Raw genomic sequence first — 26991 nt, forward strand, 5'->3', positions numbered from 1 at the left:
TGCGGTTTCTGCCGATCTTTGCGGCAAACGCCAGCAACCGGATCGATTTGCATCTTCCCAAATGCCGGCAGCGCACCACAACAATAGGGCAACCCCGGGTGGAGTGGTTCGGGTTCCTGTTGAAAGCACGTCGGCCAGTTTCAGTCCGGCCTGAACAATGCAAAGGATTTTCGCAATGGAGAGTTTTGCTGCCAACTTGCGGGAAATGACAAGAACGCCTTTGCATCAAAGTCATGTTGAGGAATTGAAAGCAATTGGCGACGTCGTGCGCTTCGAAAAGGGAGACATCATCGCCGAGATTGGCGATCCGATGGATGTTTTTTACTACATCCTCGAAGGCCGTGTTGAAGTCATCGACCCCGACACCCGCGAAGCATACCTGCCTGCTTCGCTGGGGCCGACGCAGTTTCTGGGAGAGATTGCATTTCTGAACAGGGGTGCCTTCACGCTGCCGCTTCGGGCCAGGGAACAGACCGTTGTCATCGCTGTTTCGCGGGAAAAAATGCTCGATGCGATGGCGCGCATACCGGAAATGTCCGACATCGTGATTTCCGTTTTCGCCGCGCGACGGCGCCGCCAGATAGAAGAAAACGATTCCTCGTTGAGGCTGATAGGAGCAGACCAGGATCGCGACGTCAGGCGGATTGCAGAGTTCGCTGCGCGAAACAAGATACCGTTTCAGCTGATCGACCTTGGTTCGGAGGATGCCGATGAAATCAGGCAGAGCTGCCGGTTGAGTGGTCGCAAACCCGCGGTCGTTTTTGGCAGCAACCGGGTTGTGGATGAGCCGACACCGGCAAAAGTCGCTCAACTCCTGGGCCTTGCACAGAACTTCGAATGCAATGAAACCGTCGACGCGTTGATTGTCGGAGGCGGACCGGCCGGTGTCTCGGCTGCGGTATATGCAGGGGCTGAAGGGCTGTCTGCGGTTCTGGTCGAGGACCTTGCCGTGGGCGGGCAAGCGGGAACCTCCAGCCGGATAGAAAACTACATGGGTTTTCCCACCGGCATCTCCGGAGCCGATCTCGTTTGGCGTGGTGAAATTCAGGCCATGAAATTCGGCACACGGTTTTTAAGGCCGCGTCGTGCAATCTGCCTGGAGCGCCGGTCGGACGGTGTGTTCTGCGTGACGCTCGACAACAATAAGGAAATCTGCGCCAGAGCGGTTGTCGTTGCCACGGGTGTCCAGTATCGCCGGTTGCCTCTGGAAAAGCTTGAGCAGTTCGAGGGCGCGGGCGTCTACTACGCGGCGACGGACATGGAGGCACGTTATTGCCGTGGCGCCGACGTCGTTGTCGTCGGTGGCGGCAATTCTGCGGGGCAGGCTGCCATGTATTTGTCGCGCACCGCCAGGCATGTGCATGTCCTGGTGCGCGGCGAGAGCCTCGCCGCCTCCATGTCTGACTATCTGCTCTCCCGGTTGGAAGCCGATCAGTCCATCTCCATTCATTACAGGTCGCAAATCCGGGCGCTCGAAGGCGGCGACGCCTTGGCGAATGTTGTTATCGATCGCGACGGCAAGGATTGGCATCTGAATTGTCCGGCAGCCTTCATCATGGTCGGCGCCGCACCGAATACATCCTGGCTGCGCAAGTCCTGTGACATGGATGCGAGAGGCTTCGTTTTGACCGGCAATGACGCGGGCAAGACGTCTCCGTTTGCAACCTCGTGCCCAGGTCTTTTCGCTGTGGGAGACGTTCGCGCCGGTTCGGTGAAGCGCGTCGCTTCAGCAGTCGGCGAAGGCTCGGTCGTAATCTCGCAAGTCTGGGAGCATCTGCAAGGATAAGGCGTGTGTCAGCGGATCAGGATCAAAGTGCCAAACCTTCGGTTCGAAAGGGGTCTCGATCAGACCAAGCCGTGGACGGCCCGTCGGGTCTTCGCGGCAGAAACGCCGTCAAGATGGTGTCTGTTCCTTGCATAGTCCTGAAGGAATCTGCAAGTTACGCTGACGCTTAGAGCTGTAAAGTATTGATTTTTATGGTGCTGCCGGAGAGATTTGAACTCTCGACCTCTCCCTTACCAAGGGAGTGCTCTACCCCTGAGCTACGGCAGCTAATGGGCTTGGTTGATCGAGCCCGGCGTCCAACTGGCCTTTTCAAAAAAAAAGCGATTTTTTGAGACGCGAATGCTGGTCCCGATCAGCGCCGCCGACCGGAATGAGGGCGCTTTTGCCATAAGAGCCATTGGGACGCAAGCGGTGATTTGGTTTTTTTTGAGCTGGATCCGCTTTGCGAAGGGTAGGCTTCCACTCGGCACGCGCCGGGCCTGATTTCCGGCTGAAATCCGGGGAATACCAAGCTGTGGATAGCGCCGCAGACCTGCGAAATTTGCAAACGGTCATTGCGTGTTATCCACCGTCCTGCCGGCACTTGTCTTCTGGTCCTTTATCTATTGTTTCGCTTCGCTACGAAACGGGCACTGTTCCGCTTTGCAGCGGACTGCCCGATTGGTAAAAGAACGCGGGTGACGACCGGGCAGACAGCGAGATGAGTGAAAAAGACCAAAAAGACCAAGCCGTTGAGGGCAAGAGTGTGGACACCTCTGAAACGCGGGTGCCTGCGGGAAAAAAAGCGAAGGCACCGTCGCGGGAGGAGCGGCTTGCCGAAGCGCTGAGAGCCAACCTCCGCCGCCGCAAGAGCGCCGCCAAGGCGAAGCGCGAAGACTGAATTCCTGAGGACAATTGGTCCAACAGAGCACTTCCGCCATCAAAACGCCCGATCCCCGGCTTAGCGCTGCCTTGCATGGGTCGCAACTTGTGTGTAGACCGCAGGTTTGGTGTGAATGGCTTCTAGGGGACGGCCGGAAAGCAAATCGGCTGCATTCGGGGTTCATATGGACAGTATCAAGGTTGTTGGCGGCGCGGAGCTGAACGGTATTATTCCGATTTCCGGTGCGAAGAACGCGGCGTTGCCGCTGATGATCGCTTCGCTTCTGACCGACGAGACCCTGACACTTTCCAACGTACCGCGCCTGCGCGATGTCGCCCAGCTGATGCAGATCCTCTCCAATCACGGCGTCGATTATTCGGTCAACGGGAAGCGGTCCGGTCAGGACGAGCTGGCCGGCCAGACGTTGAACTTGACTGCGCGCGAAATCGTCGACACCACTGCGCCTTACGAGCTGGTTTCCAAGATGCGCGCCAGTTTCTGGGTCATCGGCCCTCTGGTGGCCCGCATGCGCGAAGCACGTGTGTCGTTGCCCGGCGGCTGCGCCATCGGGACGCGCCCTGTCGACTTCTTCATCGACGGCCTGGCAGCGCTCGGCGCTGATATCGAGATCGAGGGCGGTTATGTGGTCGTGAAGGCACCGGGCGGGCTGAAAGGCGCGCGGGTCGAATTCCCGAAGATCTCGGTTGGCGCGACACACACGATCATGATGGCCGCAACACTTGCCGACGGCGAGACGGAACTGGTCAACGCCGCGCGTGAGCCCGAAGTGGTGGACCTGGCCCGGTGCCTCAAGGCCATGGGCGCCAGGATCGAGGGCGAGGGCACTTCTACCATTCGCATTCAGGGCGTACCGCGGCTTCACGGAGCGCACCATGCGGTCGTTCCGGACCGGATTGAAACGGGCACTTATGCCATGGCGGTTGCCATGACCGGCGGCGATGTTCTGCTGCAGGGCGGACGCGCCGACCTGCTGGACACGGCGCTGGATACGCTGCGCCAGGCGGGCGCGGACATCACCCAGACGAATGAGGGCATCAAGGTCTACCGGAACGGCAACGGCATTCAGCCGGTCAATGTCACCACCGAACCTTTCCCGGGTTTCCCGACCGATCTGCAGGCCCAGTTCATGGCGCTGATGACGAAGGCGGGCGGCTCAAGCCGGATTACCGAGACGATTTTCGAAAACCGTTTCATGCATGTGCAGGAGCTCGCGCGGCTCGGTGCACAGATCCATGTGGACGGACGTACGGCAACTGTCGACGGCGTTTCCATGCTGCGCGGTGCGCCGGTCATGGCGACCGATCTCAGGGCGTCCGTGTCGCTTGTGATCGCCGGACTGGCCGCAGAGGGAGAAACCACGGTCAACCGGGTCTACCACCTCGACCGCGGCTTTGAGCGCCTGGAAGACAAGCTCACCCGCTGCGGTGCACAGATCGAGCGGATTTCCGGATAGGTTCTGGTTCCCTTGCTGCCCCGGATTTGATCCGGGTCGGAATTGACGGGTGGAAACTCAGTTTCCTGCTCTCTTCGGTCGTCCCATGGCTTGACCATGGGACCCATACCGTGACCTCGCCTGACGAGTGAGCCTGCGTTTGTAGCGAAGGCACGGCTTGGATTGCCGGATCAAGTCCGGCAATGACGTGTCATGTTGGGACGTTCCGTGACGAATGCATATATCGCGCTCAATTGAGTTGGTAGTGGCGCACAAGACGGACCAGTTTGGCGCAAAGAGACACTCTCACTTGGCTTGCTGGCGCTCGATCACCCGGCCTCTCGATGTAAAGGACGGGCCGGGCCCGCCGCTGCCGCTTGTCATGATGGCTTCGGCGATCGGGCTGAGCGCGGGTGTGTCCGATGTCCAGACGACCACGAAATTTGCGCCGACGCCGCCACTGGTATCGTTGATCGGAATGAGAACCGTTTTCGACTGCAACGGTGCGAGTTCCAACGGGGCTTCCAAAAGGCTGCGCAATAACTTCCCGTCCTCGCCGTGATAGTCGACCCGCATCAGGGTCAGGGTCGTTTCGGGATCGACATTGTGAACCGCAAGCGTCGCCGCCAGCAGATCTGAGCGGTTCGGATAGGAAAAGATCCTGGAATAGGCAGGAACGTAGATCGTCTCACCGACCACCTTTTCGGTAAAGTCCTGTGCCGAAGCGGGAGAGGTCCAGAAAGCGGTCAGAAGCAAAAGAAGGCCGGACAGTTTGTTGAGCATGGTTTTTCCGGTGTTGCACGGTATTTTCAACATGACGGCACTGTCCTTGATGCGTGTCTGGATTGCAAGAGAGGGCCCCTTGCGGAACGGTTTCCGGTAAGGCGGTTAGGGTCATGGAAGGAAGGTTCATGGGTGCACAGACAATCAGGTTCCTGATCCAGGTTTGCTTTGCCATGGCGGGCTTGCTCGCAGTTGTTTTCGTCGCACCTCCTTATGGTCCGACGCTGGGGTTTTTCCTTCTGGTCTTCGGTCTCTGGCTTGGGCGCCGGGTGTTCAACCGCATCGCAAACCTCGACGAAATCAAGGAAGATCTGCGCCAACGCGTGGATGAGGGGCCGTAACAGCCGCCACAAGCTTATTCGTCGTTGCCAAACGGGGAATTCCGCATTAGGTCATCCCCCTTGGGACCCAGGCAGACTTCACCTATATGCGGTTTGCCGAAAAACCAATAACCGGATCAGAATCAGGCCGCTATGGATCAGCTGAAACTTGCCGCTCTCGACCAGGAAGATCTTCAGGTTCTCTCCGCACATTTGCAGGACGCCATTTTGACCGTGGCGGATATCCGCTACCTACCCAATGAAAAGAAGGCGGTGTTTGTGTTCAACCGCTTTGTCTGGGACAAAGAGGCGGACAAACGCACGAAGGAACATGAGCGCCGCAGATCTGCCCTTGCCATTGCGCAGGTCAAGGCCATGAAGGCGCAAAACATCCGCCAGGATGCAAAGGGGGCTGTCCTGGAACTGCTTGCGGTCACCTTCGAAGGCGGCGAAGAACCTTCCGGGACAATACAGCTTGCCTTTGCCGGTGGAGCCAGCCTGGCGCTGGATGTCGAGTGCATCGAAGCGCAGCTTTCCGACCTTGGAGCTGCCTGGTCGACGCCCAACCTTCCGCAGCACGATCTCAGCTAAGCGACGTGACCATTCTACCGGTGCCCGGCACCAAACCTGAGGGAGATGCGCGTGGTTCTACGCCTTAACAGCACCGAGGCCGGGTTCGAGCAGACGTTCGCCGATCTCCTGGCAGGCAAGCGGGAAGTGTCTGAGGACGTTGATCAGGTCGTTCGGGACATCATCGAGGCAGTCCGCCTGAACGGCGATGCCGCCGTTTTGGATTACACCGCAAAATTCGACCGGCTGGAGGCGGCGGATATGTCGGAGCTTGCTGTCTCCGAGATGGAAATCGAAAACGCGGTGAGAGAAGTTCCGGCGGAAACGCTGGACGCCCTCAAGCTCGCCCACGACCGGATCCACGCACACCATCTTCGCCAGATGCCGCAGGATGACCGCTACACGGATGGCATTGGTGTGGAACTTGGCTCGCTCTGGACAGCGGTTGAGGCCGTTGGCGTTTATGTGCCGGGCGGCCTTGCCAGCTACCCGAGCTCTGTTCTTATGAATGTTGTGCCGGCGAAGGTTGCCGGCGTCGAACGCATCGTCATGGTGGTGCCGAGTCCCGATGGCGTGCTGAACCCGTTGGTGCTGGCCGCTGCCAAGGTTGCCGGTGTAACCGAGATCTACCGGATCGGTGGGGCACAGGCGGTTGCCGCCCTGGCTTTCGGCACGGAAACGATCGCGCCGGTGGCCAAGATCGTCGGACCTGGAAACGCCTTTGTGGCTGCGGCCAAGCGCAGAGTGTTCGGTACGGTCGGGATCGACATGATCGCCGGCCCTTCGGAAGTCCTGATCGTGGCAGATGGCGAAAACAACCCGGACTGGATCGCGGCCGACCTTCTGGCGCAGGCCGAGCACGATACGGCGGCCCAGTCGATCCTGATAACCGATAGCGCCGATTTGGCGGAGCAAGTGGAAAAGGCTGTCGAGGCGCAGCTCAAGACGTTGCCGCGCGAAGAAGTTGCCCGGGCAAGCTGGGAAGATTTCGGAGCTGTCATCCTGGTAGAGGATCTGGACGCGGCGATGCCGCTTGCCAACCGGATCGCGCCAGAGCACCTTGAACTGGCGGTCGCCGACCCGGAAGCTCTGTTGACGAAGGTTCGCAACGCGGGCGCTGTTTTTCTCGGACATTACACGCCTGAGGCCATCGGTGATTATGTCGGCGGGTCCAACCACGTCCTGCCAACGGCCCGTTCGGCCCGGTTTTCCTCAGGTCTTTCCGTTCTCGAATTCGTCAAGCGCACCTCGATCCTGAAGTGCAATGCTGACAATCTGCGTGCGCTCGGCCCGGCAGCGATCACTTTGGGCGAATCTGAGGGGTTGTCGGCGCACGCGCGCTCTGTTTCCATCAGGCTGAACATGTAACCGAGACTCAAAGGGCTTCTCGCACATGAGTGGATCGCAACCGGATACCAGCTCGCAATCCACCGGCAGCCGGCTGGTGGACATCGTCCTGGACGAAGCCTCTATCGCGCGTTCGACCCCGGAGGTGGAACACGACCGCGCGGTCGCGATTTACGACCTGATCGAGGAAAACTGCTTTCAGCCCATCGGTCACCCCGTATCGAAATACGTCCTGAATCTGGCGGTTGTCGAAAAGAAGCTCGTGTTCCGGATCAGGACGGAGGACGAGCAGGAAGTCGTTACTCATGTCCTGTCGCTGTCTCCCCTGCGCAAGATCGTCAAGGACTATGACCTGATCTGCGAGAGCTACTACGAAGCCATTCGCCATGCGACGCCCAGCCAGATCGAGGCGATCGACATGGGCCGGCGCGGCGTTCACAATGAGGGCTCCACCATCTTGATGGAGCGCCTGGAAGGGAAGATCGAAGTGGACATGCAGACAGCCCGTCGCCTGTTCACGCTCGTATACGCTCTTCATTGGAAAGGCTGAGGTAAATGACCGGGCCGGGCCTTCGTCCGACTGCGGTTTTGTTTGCCTGCGGGATGAATTCCGTGCGCTCACCCATGGCTGAAGCCTTGATGCAGAAACTGTTTCCAGGACGAATTTATGTGCGCTCCGCGGGCGTGCGCAGCGGCAAGATCGACCCGTTCGTGGACGCGGTGATGGCCGAGATGGGCATCGACATGAGCAAGCACCAGCCCAAGACCTTTGAGGACTTGGACGAGGAGGGTTTCGACCTGATCGTGACGCTGGCACCCGAAGCCCACCACAAGGCGCTGGAGATGACCCGTACCGATGCCATGGAGGTGGAATACTGGCCGACAATGGATCCGACGCTTGCCACGGGCAGCCGCGAACAGATCCTGAACGAATACCGCACGGTGCGCGATCAGCTTATGATGCGCATCAAGAAGCGCTTTGACTGGTCGCCCAGCGCGGCCGACTGATTTTTCTTTTTTGTAAGGATCGGAAAGAAAGGTTCACTTTCAGGCGCTAATCCGTTAGTTTCCCCGGCACCCGCGGGCAGGGCCCGCTTTATTCAGGATATCAAATGGCCAAAGAAGAAGCTCTGGAGTTTCCGGGCGTCGTAACAGAACTGTTGCCGAATGCGACGTTCCGCGTAAAACTGGAAAATGACCACGAAATCATCGCTCACACGGCAGGGCGTATGCGCAAGAACCGGATCCGCGTCCTGGCGGGTGACAAGGTTCTTGTTGAAATGACCCCTTATGATCTCACCAAGGGGCGGATCACCTACCGCTTCAAATAAGCGGTCCCGTCAAGGTGATGCCGGCTTTCAGGCTTTTGCGCTTATGACCGATGTTCCCCAGCTCATATTGGCTTCCGCTTCACCGCGCCGCCTCGCACTGCTGCAGCAGATCGGGCTAGAGCCTGATCATCTCCTGCCGGCCGATATTGACGAGATGCCCAAGAAGCACGAGACGCCCCGCAGCCTGGCGCTGCGGCTGGCACGGGCCAAGGCTGAGGCAGTGCGTCAGACGGCCGATCTCTCCGAACAGACGCAGGGCGGTATTGTACTGGCGGCCGACACGGTCGTTGCGGTCGGACGCCGCGCCTTGCCGAAAGCGGAACTGACCGATCAGGCTCTGACTTGCCTGTCGCTTCTTTCGGGCAGGGGACACAGGGTGTTTACCGGCGTTGCCGTCGCCGAGGCAAACGGCAAGGTCCGCTCAAAACTCGTCGAGACCCGCGTGCGATTCAAGCGCTTGTCCCGCAAGGACATCGACGACTATATTTCTTCAGGCGAATGGCGGGGCAAGGCGGGCGGCTATGCGATCCAGGGCCTTGCCGGAAGTTTTGTCGTCAAACTCGTCGGCTCTTATCCGTCGGTGGTCGGATTGCCGCTTGTTGAAACGGCCAACCTTCTGAGTGCCGCAGGCTATCCTGTCCATCAAGGATGGGCGATAGCTGCGGCCTGAAGACGAAGATCTGTCCACCGGATCAATCCTGCGAGGCAAAATGGCGGCAAACGAAAAGAAGCCCACCAGTCGGCGTATGCGCCCTTGTCCGATCTGCTCGAAGCTGTCGACACAGGAAAACTATCCCTTCTGCTCCGACCGCTGCGCCAAGATTGACCTCAATCGGTGGTTTTCCGAAGGTTATACGATCCCGGTGGTCGAGACCGACGACATCGATGAGAGCAATTTTCCGGACGAAAAGTAGCGCCGCCGCAGCGCCTCTTTTGAGGGCAGGAACGAACCGCTGCCCGGCTGGCGCACGGAGTAATCCCCGCATTTGGAGCGGGTGAGTAGTTATCTGGCTAATTTTATGCAGGTCATTTGCCAGTGGCCACTTGCAGTTGCCGGAAATCTGATCAAAGATTTTCCCACACCGGCTAACCCGGCCCGATTTTCCGGTTCCGACAGGACATAACGGTGCTCTGATTAAGAGCGCACCTTGAAGTATTGGGATCGATCGGGGGGGAAGGTGACGGCCGGCAGAAATGCCGGAGCCTAACGAACAACCAAGAACATGTGCGAGGGTTTGATGAAGAACCGTTTTGTGACCGCTGCGGTGCTGTCTCTTTCGACGGCACTGCCGACAGCAGCCTATGCTGACTATTCCCTATCGATTTTGCATTTGAATGACCTGCATTCGCGCATCGAATCGATCAACAAATACGATTCCACCTGTGGTCAGGAAGACGAGGCGGAAGGAAAGTGCTTCGGTGGCATCGCCAGGATCAAGACGATGCTGGATCAGCGCCGGGCCGAACTGGAAGCTGACGGCAAGAATGTCGTCGTCGTCGATGCCGGCGACCAGTTCCAGGGCTCTCTGTTTTACACGACCTACAAGGGCGACGCGGCCGTTGAATTCCTCAACGGCATGAATATCGATGTCATGGCTGTCGGCAATCACGAATTCGACGATGGTCCGGAAGCACTTGCCAACTTCATCGACAAGGCGGAATTCCCGGTTATTTCAGGCAATATCGAGGTCAATGGTGAACCGGCCCTGAAAGGCAAGGTTCCAGGTGTCCTGATTCTGGAAAAAGGCGGCGAGCGGATCGGCATTGTGTCGACCTTGGCTGAAGACACGGTCGACACCTCGTCTCCAGGGCAGGGCGTTCGGTTCATAAAGGCCGAGGACTATCTGAAAGGGGCTGTCGAAGGGCTTGAAGCAGCCGGCATCAACAAGATCATCGCCGTCACGCATATGGGTCTGCCGGGCGACATTGAAATCGCGGAAAACGTGCCCGGCATCGACGTTATTGTCGGGGGCCATTCCCACACGCTGTTGTCCAACACGCAGGAAGGTGCGTCCGGCCCTTATCCGGTTCTCGCCACCAATCCGGACGGCAAGGAAGTCCCGATCGTCCAGGCCTACGCCTACGGCAAGTTCCTGGGCGAACTGGACGTGACCTGGGATGATGACGGCAACCTCATAAAAGCCGAAGGTGAACCGATCCTGCTGGATGCGTCCGTTACGCCGGACGAGGGGTTCGCCGCACGCGTTGCCGAACTGGCTGCGCCGATCGAGGAGCTGAAGGCAAAGGTTATCGGCTCGACCGAGGATGCGGTCGACGGCGACCGTGGGTCCTGCCGCGCAGGCGAATGCCAGATGGGCAATCTTGTCGCCGATGCCATGCTCGATCGCGTCAAGGACCAGGGTGTTCAGATCGCCATCCAGAACGGCGGCGGTCTGCGCGCTTCGATCGACGGTGGCGAAGTCACCATGGGCGAGGTTCTCACGGTTCTGCCGTTCCAGAACACCTTGTCGACGTTCCAGCTCAAGGGTTCCGATGTTATCGCCGCCCTGGAAAACGGTGTCTCGCAGGTTGAAGAGGGCGCTGGCCGTTTCCCCCAGGTCTCCGGGCTGAAATACTCCTGGACCCCCAAGAAGGATCCGGGCAGCCGTATTCTGCTTGTGGAGGTCATGGAAGACGGCAACTGGGTGCCGCTTGATGCGGACAAGGTCTACGGCGTTGTTTCCAACAACTACATGCGCGGCGGTGGCGATGGCTACAAGGTCTTTGCCGAGAGCGGTCAGAACGCTTACGACTACGGTCCAGGACTTGAAGTCGTGGTTGCAGACTACCTTGCCGCGCGCAACGGCTACACGCCGTTCACCGACGGCCGGATCACCGAGCAGTAAGCCGGCCGGCAGGAGAAGCGACCGGAGGCGCGCGGATGAACCGCGCGCCTTTTGCGTTCTGATGAACGGGCCTCAGCCCGCGTCAAAAGCGGTTGTTTTTCAGGGCTTTGTGAGGAGGCTCTGTTATCCACGTTCACGCGATTGCCAGACCACAAAAAACTTTGCCGGGGTGCTGGACAAGGTCTGAGCGAGCCTCTATAAGAACCGGGCTTTCAGCGAACGGGGCTTTGTCCCGGAACACGCGCAAGGCACGCCCAGATAGCTCAGTTGGTAGAGCAGCGGATTGAAAATCCGCGTGTCGGTGGTTCGATTCCGCCTCTGGGCACCACTCTCCCCAACAGCCCAAACATATCAATTCGTTAGGATTTTTTAGCGTTTTGAGCGCGCCTTATCGCGCTACAAAAGTGTTTAACAATGTTGTATGGGCTGGCGAGACCCATTAAGAGAAAAAGGTCTTTGTGACTCAAAGCCCGCTGAGTTGCTCTCGGCATCCGTTTGGCACTCTGCGACGCGCCAAGGTCGTAGTGATCTACATGGCAACGGGCAATCTCCAGACAATTTGGCTTTACAGCGCAGCCCAGACTTTCACCGAATGATTTAAAGCGGCGATGGTGTGCTGCCGGATCGAATGACCGGCTTGCGGACGAAACGCCAATTCGCCGAAGCTTCACGAAGGTCTGCTATTTGAAACTCTTCTGCTGAAAGATGGCGATAGCGCTGGCAACGAGTTGAGCGTTTGATGACGCGATTGAATGGTCTTCCAACCTGCAACCGTCCTCAAGACCAACGCGGGTAGACCATCGTTTTTCCCGAGCCTCTCGCACGAAAAACCATACCGTTGCATCAAATCCATGTAACAGAATGGGGCGCTGAATACCGGCCTCATTCAAAACGGCTTGGATATCTACCAGCGTTGCTTGAGCCTGTTTGAGGTCCTGTTCTTCGATTTCAAACAACACCCGAAAGACCTTGTCGCGTTGCGGCAAAGATACAAAACGCACTGCGTCCTCAACTGTGGCTATTCCTGCTTCGATACCAATGCCCTTCGATTCAAGGAGCGAAAAAATCGCCGGGGCATCCGACTCCGACAAGTTTACCGAAGCGTAATCCGGAATGGATGACCACTCATTGATACGATCTCTAGTGAGATTAATATCGTTCTCGATCCATGCCCCAGTCGATACACCAACCAGCGTGCCCGGGCAGGCGCTTCGGACGCCACGAACAAGTTCATCCACATGGGCGAGGCTTTCTTTTCCGTCCAAGTCACGTGGGTGAATGTGCAATTCGCCTGCACCTGAAGCAATGCATTCTGCGGCGTCAGCAACCATCGCTTCTTTGGTAAGAGGCAAAGACGGGTGGTAGCCCTTAGGCCGGGCACCGTTTATGCACGCTTGAACAATCATACTATTGACCAACCTCCTGCGTAATCGATCTTTTTCGGACATTCGCGTCCAACGCAGCATTTGTCAAAATGGGCTCAGTGCCGACCTTGACTGCAAGGCGCGATAGCGGTCTCTAGGGCGGACGATCCGCACTTTCGCTACCTTCGCTCTAATGGCTGCTCTTCAGCTGCCGCGTCCTCCATGGCTTTAGCAGCTCAAGATGACTTGTCGCCGACCTTCCGCTATCTTGATTGCATGAATTGAGTGGGGTTTGTGTGACAAAAGATGAAGAGAAAGGCGGATTGACGCGCAGCCTTCGGCGTCGAAGCCCGCCGAGCTTGAACCGATCACGAGTGGAGGTTCGCCCAAAGGATAATCTCCTCTCTGACGCTGTTGAGCGCGATACCAGCGGCTTCGACTGGGCCACTTCGTTTCTGCTAGCCACTGGCGCCATCGCTGCAGCGGTCACTCCGGCTGCCTCAGAAGCCGCTCATGAATTGGTCATTGGAACGGAGACTTTAGACAATATCGAAATAGACTTGGCGCGCGACGAACAGCATGTCGACGTACAAGTCGTCGCAAAAGGACTGGCTCAGGCGGCAGTGGAGAACACGACTATCGTGGTTCAGCTAAGGCTAGAACTGGACCCGGCGGCCGATGACTTTGAGGAAACGATAGAGCAATTGAAAGCTCTGGGCGCGGACACGACGACAGAAGAAGACGGGTTGTTTACGCAATTCTACGACACTGCCGTAAACGTCGCAGATAAACTCAGTCTCATCCTGGGGGCAGTGGGCGGCGGAATGACAATTTATCACGCAGTTCTCAAGAGCGACAAAGAAACCTCCGAAAACAAGGAGGGCAAGAAGACCAATGCAGACTCGCCTGAACCAGCAGACGAGCTGGAGTTAAAAGCTCGAAAGTCCGAAGCTCACGAGGATCCTGGGGCAGTCTGGGCGAAGATCAGCAAAGCATTAGGGGAAATTGTCAAGGGTATGAAAGCTCTCCGGTGAGCTGTCTCGGGACGCCATGCGAGTGGGCTTTCGGACTGGTTGTTTGCTCCACGCGATCCGCGCCAATGCGCGCATCTTGATGGTAAATCCTACCACTGATCAGCGCCTCTCGCCTCTTCAACGGACGCTCGCGCTTGAAAGGTTTCCGCCTTGTCAAAAACGACTGTATTTGTCACTTGCGCGATGGGCGGGAAGCGGTCAGCCGATGCGTGTTGAACGAATCTCGGATAGTCTCAAAATCGAAGGTTCATCGAGCCCACTTCCGTCGCGAACACAGGACCTTATCCACTTTTGTCAAACGCTTGTCGCGTTCTTCTGTGGATCGTGATCAACCGCTTGCGTTTGTCTCCGTTTTGCAAAATCAGTGTGGGTGCAATCCAAAACAGGCCTGGTGCCGCGCGTGTTCCGGTCCAAGCTACTAACTTGGGATTTTTGCCAAATACATCAGAAGCTTAATTCGGACTTCGTTATCGAGTCGTGTTGGTGGCAACCGGAGTGCGCCGGCAAACCAAGGCCCGCTTGTACAATGCTGTCAGCACGCAACATTCAAGGACGAGAAGCAAGTGTCAGACGTAGATTTAAGTATTTTTAACAATGATATTAATTACCTAATTTAATATTAATAAAAAGTTTAAGCACTTCCTACTTTCCATCGCCGAAATGTTTGCCTAAGCTCCGGAAAAATTGAGATGAATGCGCTTACATTCCGTATGGGAGCGCAAGTGTTGTGTGCATAGATGGCCAAACGATTGGGCATTTATCGAAATAGATTTGTGAGGATCATCGGTGCCGGCTGTCATTGCCTGTCGGCTTTACGATGGTGCTTCCCTTGGGGAGGGGTGAATGCGGAATTGGTTTGGTGGTGACTTTTATTTTTGTTTTCCCTCACACTCAGCAGCGAATACTTCACACAAAAACAAACTGATAGTCGGATCCGGTCTAAATGTTGAGACTGGTTCCGGGAACGACGTGATCATTGCGCCCTGGGGTGACAACACGATTGATGCAGGTGATGGCAACAACAGGATCGTGACCGGCAGGGGCGATGACATTGTCTCATCTGGAAACGGTCGAGACGTAATTGCCACTGGCCGAGGCGACGACACGGTCAACGCAGGTGGCGGGCGCAACACCGTCAATCTGGGCGCGGGCGACGACACCGCGATTCACGTGGTAAGCGACGGTGGTTTTTCCTGGTATCAGGGAGGGCGCGGCTTCGACACACTTCAAATCGTACTGTCGGTTGAAGAAACTCGTGACGATCGGATCCTTGCGGAAATTGCGCGGCTTTTTGCCAATCTTGACGCGGGAAAAATTAAGAAATTCAAGTCTGAAGTCCTAGGTTTGGACATCCGAAGGTTCGAAGACGTTCAGATCATCGCTCCTGTCGTTGCATCAGATGATTTCCTGACTGCGGACGAAGATACACCTCTGACACTGGACGTCTTGGCCAATGATGCCGACCTTCTGGGAGATGCCGGCGACCTGCAGTCCGATCGGGATGCCTTGACGATAACGCGCTTGTTTGATGTGAACTCTTCCGAGGGTCTGGAAGTCTCGGCACTCGCTGAAAGGCTGGAGATCACAGAAGACGGGAAATCGGTCGCGTTCAATCCGGCCGGGCTGTTCGATTTCCTGAAAGCTGGGCAGGCCGCCACACTCTCATTTTCCTATGAAATCATTGACGATCAGGGCTTTTTGGATACGGCGACCACGACGGTTACCGTTCTTGGCGTCAACGATGCTGCTCAAATTAGCGGCTCGGAAACCGGGCTGGTGCAAGAAGACGGTACCCTGACCGCCAGCGGGAAACTCGAGGTTTCCGATCTGGACACCGATGAGGGTCGCGTCGAGGCACAAACAGATACCGCCGGCTCGTATGGAACATTTTCCATCCAGGAAGATGGCAGCTGGACATATCAGCTCGACAACGCCAATCCGGCGGTCCAGGACCTGGCCGCCGGTGCAACCCTGAGCGAAAGCTTTGCAGTGACATCGATCGACGGTACTGCCACCACCTCGGTCACGATCACCATTGATGGACAGAACGACATTGAAACCGGCAGGGCCGTTGATGGTTATATCGCGGGCGCAACGGTTTTTGCCGATACCAACGGCAACGGTGTGCTGGACGATGGGGAGGCCTCGGCAACCACCGATATCAATGGCGAGTACACGCTTAACGGCGGGTCCGGTGATCTTGTGCTCTTTGGCGGCACAGATATTTCGACGGGTCTTGTGTTTCAAGGCACATTACGTGCGCCGGAGGGGTCTTCCGTTCTGACCCCTCTCACGACCTTGATAATGGCTTTTGCCGAACAGGCTAATCCCGGATCGCCCGATTTCACCGAGGCAGAAGCGGACCTCAAGGCTGCTCTGGGCTTGCCGGATCTGGACCTGACGAGTGTCGACCCGGTGCAACTGGCGGCGTCCGACGACGCGGAGGGCGTCGATCTGCTGGCCGCGCAGGTCAAAGTGCAGAACACTGTTGTTCAGGTTGCCGCAATTGTTGACGGTGCAAGCGGCGGTTCCTTGGGCGAGAGCGCCAGCATTCAATCGGCTTTTGAAGGTTTGGCGCTTGCACTGAGCGAACCAGGCAGCTCGCTCGAAAACGAGACGACGATTGAGTCCGTGATCTCAAACACGGCCGAGAATGCCGCCGACGATCCTATCGACGTTGCTCAAGATGTGGTCGACACAGCCAGCAGCCTTGTTGCCCAGGGCAATACTGAAATCGAGGCTGTCGAGTTCATCGAGGGGACGACCGATCCAGGCGAAGCCTTAACGCAAATCACTCAAGTGGCAATTGTCGCGCAGGGCGAAGCAGCGCAGGAGCTTGAAAGCTCGGCGGACGCCGGGGCCGTCTCGCAGGGCCTTGAGAATCTGAACAACGGCTTCGGAGACGCTGTTGACGAAGCATCGGACCAGGTTGGGGATGTCGACGGTAGCTCGACCGGGAATTTTGTCGGTACGGAGATTGATGACACCTTTGAAGGGGATGCGGGCAACAACACCATCATCGGGTTAGGTGGCAACGACACCCTGACGGGGAACCTCGGCAATGACGTCATTATTGGGGGCGAGGGGGACGATATCCTGGATGGGGGCGGCAATGTTGCTCCAGAGGACGGCGCCAACGATGCCGATACGATTGTTGTCGGTGCCGGTAACAACACTGTGCTGGTTTCACCGGGTGACGACGTAATCGATGTGACTGGCAGCACGAGCACCACGTTTGACTACACCGGCGCGCCCCTCGATCTTGACCTCGGCATTACCATTTCAGATGGAACCGGCGCGGTTCTGAAGGGGGTCGTTGGAAGCTCGGACACGTTCGGGACGGACACGATCCAGGGGATCGGCAGCCTTGACATCGACTCGGGTTTCCTGGCGTTCAGACTTGGCGATTTCAACAATGAAATTACCTTTGACATCGACAATCCGGACCTGGCCCTGACCATCGAAGCCGGTTCCGGTGACGATGAGATTGTCGTTGACAACGGCTTTGTGTCCGCCGTCTATTCCGGACTGGAGCTCCAGCAAGTCCCTCGGCCCGGCATCAATTACACCAGCAATGATGGAGCACGGGTCAGTGGCACCGTCACCGGAGCGGAGTTCGGCACCGATACGCTGACGAACGTCGCCCGCATCATTGGCTCTGATGCAGACGATATTTTTAACGGTGGCACCGGAAACGAGATTTTTGTTCCCCTGGCCGGCACCGACCTCATTGTGGGCGGGTCCGGATTCGATGCCGTCATCTTCAATTTCGAAGGGATCGGCGCCGTCGATGTGGACCTTGCTGTTGCAAGCGAGAACGCTTTTGGTTTTGCAGCGAGGGGCACTGTAGACGAACCGGCAAGCCTCTTCTTCAATCACACTCTGACAGGTATTGAACAAATCACGGGTTCGTTTGAGAACGACACCATCCGGGGTTCTGCTGCAAATGAGACGCTCTTGGGTGACGCCGGCAATGATTTGCTGAACGGACGGGAAGGCAATGATATTCTCGACGGAGGCGAGGGCGATGACGACCTGATCCTGGGTGGCGGTGAAATAGATACAGCCCTTGCTTCACTTGGCGACGACACCATTGACGTTACCGGCACAACCCGAAGCGTGTTCGACTACCGTGTTTCGCCAGACGGTAACCAGCTTGCGGTTGTTCTTGGTGACGCAGCGTCGACGATCGACAAAGACCAGTTCGGTTTCGACACCATTCTTGGGATCGAAACTCTGAACGCAGCGTCCGATAGCTTGGTCTTCCAATTGGGAGCAGGGCAGGATGCGTTCGAAAACAATCTGACCTCGGCAATTGCCGTGGAAGTCGATGCCGGCGCAGGCGATGACGATGTCACAACGGGGCTTGGCGACGATACGATCGAAGGCGGAGCCGGCGATGATGACCTCGATGCGGGCGATGGAATTGATGTGGCCGTCTTTTCCGGTGTCCGAAGCGACTATGACATAAGCGCGCTGGGCCAGGTCCTTACAATTACTGATCTGCGGCCCAATGCGCCTGATGGGACTGACACAGTTACAAACGTTGAGATCCTGCGGTTTGCAGATGGCGATGTCGCGACCTCGACCTTTTTCCCCTCCGACGTCGGGCCGGTGAGCGATGCGGACAGCACGGCGGATGCTGTTGCGGAAAATGCAGGCGAAGGCGCGGCTGTCGGCATTGTGGCCAGCGCCACGGATGCAAATCTCACCGACACAGTCTCCTATACCGTTGACGATGCTCGCTTCACCATAGATGGCGACGGCACCGTGCGGGTCGCAACCGGCGCCTCGTTCGATGCGGAGGCCGAAGGCTCGATCACTATCGTCGTGACGGCTAATTCCACCGACGGTTCGAGCTCGCAAGAGACCTTCACGATCGATGTAACTGATGTTGATGAGTTCGACGTCACCCCGGTCAGCGATACGGATATCACTACCAACTCCTTGGCCGAAAATGCAGGTGAAGGTGCAGCTGTCGGCATCTTGGCCAGTGCCACGGATGCCGACATCACCGACACGGTCTCCTACAGCGTTGACGATGCCCGCTTTAGCGTGGACGCCGACGGCACTGTTCGGGTGGCAACCGGCGCCACGTTCGATGCGGAGACCGAAGGCTCGATCGCGATTGCCGTGACGGCGAACTCGACCGATGGTTCGAGCTCACAAGAGACTTTCACGATCGATGTCAGCGACTTTGACGAGTTCGACATCACCCCGGTCAGCGATACGGATGCAACCGCCAACTCCGTTGTTGAGAACGCTGGTGTGGGCACAACTATCGGCATCATCGCCAGTGCCACGGATGCCGACATCACCGACACGGTCTCCTATACCGTTGACGACGCCCGCTTCACCGTGGATGCCGACGGTACCGTGCGGGTCGCAACCGGCGCTTCGTTCGATGCGGAGACCGAAGGCTCGATTGCAATTGTGGTGACGGCCAACTCCACCGACGGTTCGAGCTCGCAAGAGACCTTCACCATCGATGTCACTGATTTTGACGAGTTCGACATCACCCCGGTCAGCGATACGGATATCGCTGCCAACTCTGTTGCGGAAAACGCCGGTGAAGCCACGGCAGTCGGCATTGTGGCCAGCGCCACCGATCCGGATATCACCGACACGGTCTCCTACAGCGTTGACGATGCCCGCTTCACCATAGATGGCGACGGCACCGTTCGGGTGGCAAACGGTGCGTCGTTCGATGCGGAGACCGAAGGCTCGATCAATATTGTCGTGACGGCGACCTCCACCGACAACTCGACGTCCGACGAGACGTTCACAATCGATGTCACTGATTTTGACGAGTTCGACATCACCCCGGTCAGCGATACGGATGTCGCCGCCAACTCCGTTGCTGAGAATGCCGGTGAGGGCACAACAGTCGGCATCGTGGCCAGTGCCACGGATGCCGATGTCACCGACACGGTCTCCTACACCGTTGACGATGCCCGCTTCACCGTGGATGGCAACGGCATCGTGAGAGTGGCAACCGGTGCGACGTTCGATGCGGAGACCGAAGGCTCGATTGCAATTGTGGTGACGGCCAACTCCACTGACGGTTCGAGTTCGCAAGAGACGTTCACGATCGATGTCACTGATTTTGACGAGTTCGATATCACCCCGGTCAGCGATACGGATATCGCCACCAACTCTGTGGCTGAGAACGCAGGCGAAGGCGCGGCTGTCGGCGTGACCGCGCAGGCAAATGATTTGGATGTTACCGATACGGTGACCTATTCCACGTCGACGCCGGGCTTTGACGTCGATCCGATCACAGGTGTGGTGACGCTGGCAGCTGGTGCGAACCTCGATGCGGAAACGTCACCGACGGTGGATGTTGTTGTGGTGGCCACCTCGACTGATGGCTCGAGTTCGCAACAGACCTTCACCATCGCTGTCACCGATGTGAGCGAGTCTGTTGTTTCCGCGGTGAGCGACGCGGACAGCACGGCGGATGCTGTTGCGGAAAATGCAGGCGAAGGAACGGCAGTCGGCGTGACGGCGTTTGCAAGTGATGCGGATGCCGGCGATACGGTAACCTATTCCACATCGACGCCGGGCTTTGATGTCGATCCGAACACAGGCGTGGTGACCCTGGCGTCTGATGCGAACCTTGATGCGGAGACTGCCCCGACGGTGGATGTCGTTGTGGTGGCCACTTCAAGTGATGGCTCGAGTTCGCAAGAGACTTTCACGATCGATGTCACTGATTTTGATGAGTTCGACATCACCCCGGTAAGCGATACGAATGCTTCCGCCAACGCCGTCGCCGAAGACGCAGGTGAGGGCACAACCATCGGTATCGTGGCCAGTGCTGCGGATGCCGATATCACAGACACGGTTTCCTACACCGTTGACGATGCCCGCTTCACCGTGGATGGCGACGGCACCGTGCGGGTCGCAACCGGCGCTGCGTTCGATGCGGAGACCGAAGGCTCGATCGATATTGTCGTGACGGCGACCTCCACCGACAACTCGACGTCCAGCGAGACGTTCACCATTGATGTCACCGATGTTGATGAGGACGATGTCGGCGCCGTTACCGATACGGATGTTGCCGCCAACGCCGTGGCAGAGAACTCCGGTGTAGGCACGGCAGTCGGCATTGTGGCCAGTGCCAACGATCCGGATATCACCGACACGGTCTCATACACCGTTGACGATGTCCGCTTCACCGTGGATGGCGACGGCACCGTGCGGGTCGCATCCGGCGCTGCGTTCGATGCGGAGACCGAGTCCTCGATCGATATTGTCGTGACGGCGACCTCCACCGACAACTCGACGTCCGACGAGACGTTCACCATCGATGTCACAGATGTTGATGAGGCCGATGTCGGCGCCGTCACCGATACGGATTCGACCGCCAACTCCGTGGCTGAAGACGCCGGTGAAAGTACGGCTGTCGGCATCTTGGCCAGCGCCACCGATGCCGATATCACCGACACGGTCTCCTACACCGTAGACGATGCCCGCTTCACCGTGGATACGGACGGCACCGTGCGCGTGGCAAACGGTGCTTCGTTCGATGCGGAGACCGAAGCTTCGATCGATATTGTCGTGACGGCGACCTCTACCGACAACTCGACGTCCGACGAGACGTTCACCATCGATGTCACCGATGTTGATGAGGACGATGTTGGTGCGGTCACCGATACGGATGCCGCCGCCAACTCCGTGGCTGAAGACGCCGGTGAAGGCACAGCAGTCGGCATCGTGGCCAGTGCCACCGATCCGGATATCACCGATACGGTTTCCTACACCGTTGACGATGCCCGCTTCACCGTGGATGGCGACGGCACCGTGCGGGTGGCATCCGGCGTATCGTTCGATGCGGAGGCCGAAGGCTCGATTGATATTGTCGTGACGGCCAGGTCCACCGACAACTCAACTTCCAGCGAGACGTTCACGATCGCTGTCATCGGTCAGAACACCGCAAGTGTTGGACCGGTCAGCGATATCAACGGCACGCAGAACAGGGTCAACGAAAATGCGGCCACCGGCACTCTTGTCGGGATAACGGCCCTTGCAACAGACGCGGACGCTGGAGACAGCGTCAGCTATGCAGTGGACGATAACCGCTTCACCATCGACGCCTTTGGTATCGTTCGAGTTGCGACCGGGGCCGATCTCGATGCTGAAGAAGGCCAGACCATTGACCTCGAGGTTACCGCAACTTCGACCGATGGGTCGACATCATCGCGGACCTTCACGATCGACATCACAGACTTGAACGAGTTTGACGTCGGCGTGGTGGAAGACATCGATGACACCGTGAACGCCGTCGCCGAGGATGCCACAGTTGGCGCCCTGGTGGGTGTGACCGCTTCGGCAAGCGATGACGATGCCACCGATAACACGGTGACCTATACCACCTCGACGCCGGGCTTTGATGTCGACCTGATCACGGGTGTGGTGACCCTGGCGGATGCGGCCGCGCTTGACACGGAGACGTCTCCGACGGTGGACGTTGTCATTACGGCCACCTCCAGCGACGGCTCGACGTCTGAGCAAACCTTTACGATCAATGTGACAGACGTGAATGAGGCACCGACGGTAGCTTTGACGAATGTTGTCGCGAATATTGCAGAGGGTGCGGATACCAGCCTGCCTCTCAAGATTGCGGACATAGTGGTGAGCGATGACGCTCTTGGCACCAACGCGCTTTCGCTGTCGGGCGCGGATGCAGGCGCTTTCGAGATTGTCGGATCTGAGCTGTTCCTGAAGGCGAACACGCTGCTTAACTTCGAAAGCAAGAACAGCTTCGACGTGACAGTTGACGTGGATGATGCCAGCCTTGGCTCCAGTCCCGACGACAGCGCTTCCCTTACCGTGACGATCACCGACGTCAATGAGGCCCCGGCTGTAAGTTTGTCGAACGTGGTGACGCAGCTTGCGGAGAACACGGACACGACAGACGCCATCAAGATCGCAGACATCACTGTGACAGACGACGCCCTCGGCCAAAACGACCTTCTGTTGCTGGGACTGGATGATCTTGGAGATTATGTCGCCGGTTTCGATGCAAACTTCTTCGAAATCGTGAATGGCGAATTGTTTCTGAAAGCCGGCGTTGCCCTCGACTTCGAGACAAAGTCCGGTTTCAGCATCGCGTTGGACGTCGATGATGCATCGCTGGGAGCGTCGCCTGACGATCGCGAACTGCTGACCCTGGCACTAACGGACGTGAACGAAGCGCCAACGGTTACGTTGCAGAACACCACCACCCAACTTGCACAGACCAACGCGAACACGGCGGGTCGGATCAAGGTTGCCGACATTGTCGTAAGCGATGACGCCCTGGGTACAAATGATCTGACCTTGGCAGGCCTGGATGCGGGCCTGTTCGAAATTGATGGCACGGAACTGTTCCTGAGCGCGGGCGTTCCGCTTAATGCGGCAACGAAACCAAGCTTCAATGTCACAGTGGTCGTAGACGATGCGGAACTTGGCGACACGGCTGAAGACGATACGTCACTCAGCATTTCCGTCGTGGTTCCAATCCCGCGCGAATTCGGATTCGAAGGCGACTTGACCGGGCTCAACGTCTACCCCGGTTCTGTCCCTGCGGACACGGTATTGTCCACCCTTAGTTTTGGCGGTGTTACGGTCGAGCCCACGGAAGGGGGTAAATTTCTTTCGGTAATCGCCGACGGCGGAGGAACAATCGCGGAATTGACATCCTTCCTGGGTGTGACGGAAGAACAGCTCTTGGAAGAAACACCCCCGGTGTTCGACATCTATCAGTTTGTTGCCGGCCCAACGCCGGCTGAGGACACGATCCAGTTTGTGGGACGGCTCAGCGAACGTCAGTTCAATGAAGACTATGCAAACGGTGTTCCGGACGGGACGTTTATTAATCCGATATTTGACGGGTCCGGAAACGTTGTCGGAACCGATTTCGATCGCAAGGAAGCACTGACTGGAGGTTCGGCTGCAACCTATACGATCGAAAACGTGAACGCAGGCGATCTTCTGTCCCTGGATTACTATTTCCTGACCGACGATCTCGAGCAGGGAGACACGGCCTATGTCGTTGCCAATGGTGTTCTCCTGGGAAGCATCAACAGCATGGATCCCGATCTTACGATCCAGGGGACGGGTGATCCCGCGATTGGCTTTACCGGCTGGGTCAATGATTTTCCGGTTGCGATCACAGAAGCAATGCTCGGCGGACCGTCGGGCGATCTGACCCTAAAGTTTGCCGTTGTGAGTGTCTTCGACGACAACGCGCCGACCGCTCTGTTCATCGATGACATATCCATCACGCCCAAGATCCTGGGGACGACAGGTGACGATACGCTCGAGGGAGGTATCGAGAACGAATTTATCTGCGGTCTGGAGGGCAATGACACGATCAACGGCGGGCTGGGAAATGATATCCTGGAAGGCGGCAGCGGCAGCGATACCTTTGTCTTCGCTTCTGGTGACGGGGTCGACACCATCCAGGATTTTGAGCAAGGCATCGACACGATCGACCTCGCCGCTTTTGGGTTTGCAGATATCGGAGCGGCGCTTGCAGCTGGCGTGACCGCGGACCTGGATGATGACGGGACCAGCACCGTCATCGACTTTGGGAACGGTCAAACGATCCGCTTGGCTGGTTTCACGGGCGTTCTTGGCGGCGACGATTTCAACTTTATGTAGCGTGAGCCCCAGGCCGTACGAACGATCTTGCGATTAGTTAGGACGGCCTGATGCCGCTGATTTCTTGTCAATGTCACAGGACTGAAAGCCTGCGAGCAGGTGGTATGCGTCTGCCTCTCGGCGCCACTTTTCTTTCCAAGGTCTTTGTCGCACCGAACAGTTGCTGCTGCGCGCTTTTCAGATTGGGAAAAGGCCCGTAACCTGTTGCCGGGTCTTGGTGGATTGCCGCTGCTGCTGCTGGCGAGACGCCACCTTACCTGTGCACGAACGTCGGGGTTGCGCAAAAAGCTGAGAGGATTTCAGTGCCCGCTGAAGAGACTGCGAAAATCGGGGTGTTTTCCGCGCTCTCGATCGGGATCGGCGGCATGGTCGGCGGCGGTATCTTCGCCGTCACGGGGCTCACGATCGAGCTGACCCGCGGCGCGGCACCGCTCGCCTTCGTTGTCGCCGGCATCGTGGCCCTGTTGACGAGTTATTCCTACCTGCGTCTGACGCTGACATATCCATGCGAAGGCGGCACCGTCGCTTTTCTGATCAAAGGGTTCGGGGAGGGGGTCTTTTCAGGTGCCCTCAACATTCTCCTGTCCCTGAGCTACACGGTTCTTCTCGCCGTCTATGCATACGCCTTCGGCAGCTACGCGAGCATCCTGTTGCCGTTCGAGCATTCCCAATTCCTCACAAGGGCACTGGCAAGCGGACTTCTGGTCGCGCTTGTGGTCGTCAATCTGTTCGGAACGCAACTGGTCATCAGGTCGGAGAATTTCTTCAATGCCGGAAAGATGTGCCTCCTGCTTGTCTTCATCGCGGCCGGTCTGGCAATTCCGCTGGACTGGAGCCGGATGACGCCTTCTGAATATGTCCCGCCGATCGAACTCGTGGCCGGAGCGATGATTATCTTCTTGAACTATGAAGGGTTCGAGTTGATCGCCAATGCTGGGAAAGACATCAAGGATCCAAAACGAACCCTGCCGATTGCCTATGTTGGCGGCGTTCTGATCACGATCCTGCTTTATGTGCTGATCACCATTGTGGTTCTGGGCCAGCTCGATTTCAAAGAGATCAAGGCCAACTCCGACAATGTTCTGTCCGTTGCCGCTCACAGCTTTCTCGGCCCCATCGGTGTGATCGTGACCGTCGCCGCCCTGCTGGCAACCACGTCAGCCATCAATGCGACCTTCTACGGTGCAGGACGATTGACCTATTCGATCGCAAAGTCTGGAGAGCTGCCCAAAGAACTGGACCGCATGATCAGGGGACAGCCTCTGGAAGGTATGTTCCTGTTTGCCGTTGCTGCGCTCGTTCTGGTGATCTTCCTGCCGCTCAATGCGATTGCGACCATGGGCAGCGCCGGGTTTCTGCTGGTGTTCCTTGCCGTCAACTACGCCAATGTCAGATGTGCAAAAGAGACCGGGAGCCGGGCCTGGATTTCAATGCTTGGCATGGCCGCATGCGGCTTGGCACTGCTGGCGTTGTGTTGGCAGGTCTGGCGCGTAGAAACAACGCGTCCTCATCTGTTGATCCTGGTCGGCATGATTGCCGTCTCTTTCATCTTTGAGATCATCTACAGGAAAGTGGCAAATCGCGTGATTTCGCCGTCTGTGCATCGGGTCGATGGTCCTGAGCGCGGCGACATTCCTGATGCGCCGTAGCGAGGGTAAGTGGTTTTCGCGTCACTTTGAACATTCGAGACGCACAAAAAAGTGCGCCTCCCTTGCCGGGCAAGGAAGGCGCAGGGATCATACGAACAATCCGCCGCCGATTTGTTCCGCATCAAGCTGCCGATCCAGAACCGTAAAGTCCGAGATGACCCCGTCAAAGTGATCGTTGGTCCAGCCGATTTCGCCCGATGGGCTGCTCCAGCCGTTCGCACCGATCATTAGGTATTCCTCGTTTTCAAGCCAGTCGGCCTCAAAGTCGTCCTCCCTGGCGACAGCGACACCGTCGACGAAAAGAGCTGCGCCGTCGTCTCCGAATGTGAAAGCGAACTCGTGCTCTTTCCCGACTTCAAAGACGTCCTCGGCTTTTAGCCATTTTGAGCCGGTTTCATCCTGGAAGCGAACCTTGATGTCGCCGTTCTTCGTTGCCCAGGCCGTCAGGTGGCCGCCATTTCCATAACCGCTGGCGTCCTTGGAAAAGAGGGCATCCGCCGAGCCACTGATCTTGTCGGCCTTGAACGAGAACGCGATTGTCCCTTCGGCAATTTCCATGTTTTCGGCATGGGCAATGGCGATCTGTCCGTCCCGGCTCCCGTCGAGCTCCAGGTCCCCCGCGATTGCAAAGACGGGAGCGGTCTCGCCGGGCAGGGGCAGGTCGTCGGCGCCGGGGAGATCGTCCGGCGGTGCGATCTCGCCGCGATCTGTTCCCATCTCGATGGGCCTGATGGCCTCGTCGATATCTGCGATCGAGCGCACGATGCCGTAGGCGGGCTTGGCCGTTGTGGAGATGTCGGACAGGGTGACGAAGTCGCCATAGACGGTGATGGTGCCCAGGTCGTCGTTGTTGTGGGCTCCGCCGCCTCTGCCCTGGTCGGAATAGAGCGAGATCAGGGAATGATCGACAATGCCGTCGCCATTGGCATCGCCATAGGTGATGGACCTGACCTTGGTGGTGTGTCCCTCGATCAGGATGGTATCGCCTTCCTCGCG

18 protein-coding genes and 2 tRNA genes are annotated in these 26991 nt (G+C 57.6%); 16 read left to right on the top strand and 4 right to left on the bottom strand.

The window, feature by feature from the left end; all coding sequences use genetic code 11:
• Positions 1 to 175: 175 nt before the first annotated feature.
• A complete protein-coding gene (locus RBB47_RS04650; protein WP_305984578.1) occupies positions 176 to 1786 on the top strand; it encodes an FAD-dependent oxidoreductase in 1611 nt (536 codons plus the stop codon).
• Positions 1787 to 1978: 192 nt separating this feature from the next.
• Here the strand turns inward: RBB47_RS04650 and RBB47_RS04655 are convergent.
• Positions 1979 to 2053 (bottom strand) — tRNA-Thr (locus RBB47_RS04655).
• A gap of 433 nt (positions 2054 to 2486) precedes the next feature.
• Here RBB47_RS04655 and RBB47_RS04660 point away from each other — a divergent pair.
• Entirely contained in the window at positions 2487 to 2666 is a 180-nt protein-coding gene (locus tag RBB47_RS04660) for a hypothetical protein (protein ID WP_305984579.1), read from the top strand.
• A 166-nt stretch (positions 2667 to 2832) separates the two neighbouring features.
• Complete coding sequence (gene murA / locus RBB47_RS04665) at positions 2833 to 4122, top strand: UDP-N-acetylglucosamine 1-carboxyvinyltransferase (protein ID WP_305984580.1); 1290 nt, start codon at positions 2833 to 2835, stop codon at positions 4120 to 4122.
• A 285-nt stretch (positions 4123 to 4407) separates the two neighbouring features.
• Here murA and RBB47_RS04670 read toward each other — a convergent pair whose 3' ends face one another.
• Positions 4408 to 4917, bottom strand: a complete 510-nt coding sequence (locus RBB47_RS04670) for a DUF3124 domain-containing protein (protein ID WP_305984581.1) — start codon at positions 4915 to 4917, stop codon at positions 4408 to 4410.
• 95 nt (positions 4918 to 5012) lie between these two features.
• Here RBB47_RS04670 and RBB47_RS04675 point away from each other — a divergent pair, with 95 nt between their 5' ends.
• The 10 genes from RBB47_RS04675 to RBB47_RS04720 all read left to right on the top strand — a co-directional run bounded on the left by RBB47_RS04675 (position 5013) and on the right by RBB47_RS04720 (position 11626).
• The gene (locus RBB47_RS04675) at positions 5013 to 5225 is read left to right on the top strand and encodes a hypothetical protein (protein ID WP_305984582.1); all 213 of its coding nucleotides are present in this window, start codon (positions 5013 to 5015) and stop codon (positions 5223 to 5225) included.
• A 132-nt stretch (positions 5226 to 5357) separates the two neighbouring features.
• Entirely contained in the window at positions 5358 to 5795 is a 438-nt protein-coding gene (locus RBB47_RS04680; protein WP_305984583.1) for a DUF2948 family protein, read from the top strand.
• Positions 5796 to 5840: 45 nt separating this feature from the next.
• A complete protein-coding gene (gene hisD / locus RBB47_RS04685; protein ID WP_305984584.1) occupies positions 5841 to 7142 on the top strand; it encodes a histidinol dehydrogenase in 1302 nt (433 codons plus the stop codon).
• Positions 7143 to 7167: 25 nt separating this feature from the next.
• Positions 7168 to 7671, top strand: coding sequence for a UPF0262 family protein (locus RBB47_RS04690; RefSeq protein ID WP_305984585.1), 504 nt, complete (start codon positions 7168 to 7170; stop codon positions 7669 to 7671).
• Between the two features lie 5 nt (positions 7672 to 7676).
• Entirely contained in the window at positions 7677 to 8129 is a 453-nt protein-coding gene (locus RBB47_RS04695) for a low molecular weight phosphatase family protein (protein ID WP_305984586.1), read from the top strand.
• 104 nt (positions 8130 to 8233) lie between these two features.
• Positions 8234 to 8452, top strand: a complete 219-nt coding sequence (gene infA, locus RBB47_RS04700; protein ID WP_006939340.1) for a translation initiation factor IF-1 — start codon at positions 8234 to 8236, stop codon at positions 8450 to 8452.
• A gap of 43 nt (positions 8453 to 8495) precedes the next feature.
• The gene (locus RBB47_RS04705; RefSeq protein WP_305984587.1) at positions 8496 to 9122 is read left to right on the top strand and encodes a Maf-like protein; all 627 of its coding nucleotides are present in this window, start codon (positions 8496 to 8498) and stop codon (positions 9120 to 9122) included.
• Between the two features lie 40 nt (positions 9123 to 9162).
• Entirely contained in the window at positions 9163 to 9366 is a 204-nt protein-coding gene (yacG, locus tag RBB47_RS04710) for a DNA gyrase inhibitor YacG (RefSeq protein ID WP_305984588.1), read from the top strand.
• 324 nt (positions 9367 to 9690) lie between these two features.
• Entirely contained in the window at positions 9691 to 11298 is a 1608-nt protein-coding gene (locus tag RBB47_RS04715; protein WP_305984589.1) for a bifunctional UDP-sugar hydrolase/5'-nucleotidase, read from the top strand.
• A 252-nt stretch (positions 11299 to 11550) separates the two neighbouring features.
• Positions 11551 to 11626 (top strand) — tRNA-Phe (locus tag RBB47_RS04720).
• Between the two features lie 352 nt (positions 11627 to 11978).
• Here the strand turns inward: RBB47_RS04720 and RBB47_RS04725 are convergent.
• The gene (locus tag RBB47_RS04725; protein ID WP_305984590.1) at positions 11979 to 12704 is read right to left on the bottom strand and encodes a 3-keto-5-aminohexanoate cleavage protein; all 726 of its coding nucleotides are present in this window, start codon (positions 12702 to 12704) and stop codon (positions 11979 to 11981) included.
• Between the two features lie 254 nt (positions 12705 to 12958).
• On the opposite strand from RBB47_RS04725, the gene RBB47_RS04730 reads away from it, so the two are divergent.
• From RBB47_RS04730 to RBB47_RS04740, 3 genes are all read left to right on the top strand, one after another.
• Positions 12959 to 13696, top strand: coding sequence for a hypothetical protein (locus RBB47_RS04730; protein ID WP_305984591.1), 738 nt, complete (start codon positions 12959 to 12961; stop codon positions 13694 to 13696).
• Positions 13697 to 14539: 843 nt separating this feature from the next.
• A complete protein-coding gene (locus RBB47_RS04735; RefSeq protein ID WP_371932734.1) occupies positions 14540 to 24346 on the top strand; it encodes a VCBS domain-containing protein in 9807 nt (3268 codons plus the stop codon).
• 302 nt (positions 24347 to 24648) lie between these two features.
• A complete protein-coding gene (locus tag RBB47_RS04740; RefSeq protein ID WP_305984593.1) occupies positions 24649 to 25995 on the top strand; it encodes an APC family permease in 1347 nt (448 codons plus the stop codon).
• Between the two features lie 87 nt (positions 25996 to 26082).
• Here RBB47_RS04740 and RBB47_RS04745 read toward each other — a convergent pair.
• A partial coding sequence (locus RBB47_RS04745; RefSeq protein ID WP_305984594.1) for a LamG-like jellyroll fold domain-containing protein occupies positions 26083 to 26991 on the bottom strand: 909 nt, incomplete at its 5' end.

The organism is Roseibium sp. MMSF_3544, from assembly GCF_030732845.1.
In the GTDB taxonomy this organism is placed as follows: Bacteria; Pseudomonadota; Alphaproteobacteria; order Rhizobiales; family Stappiaceae; genus Roseibium.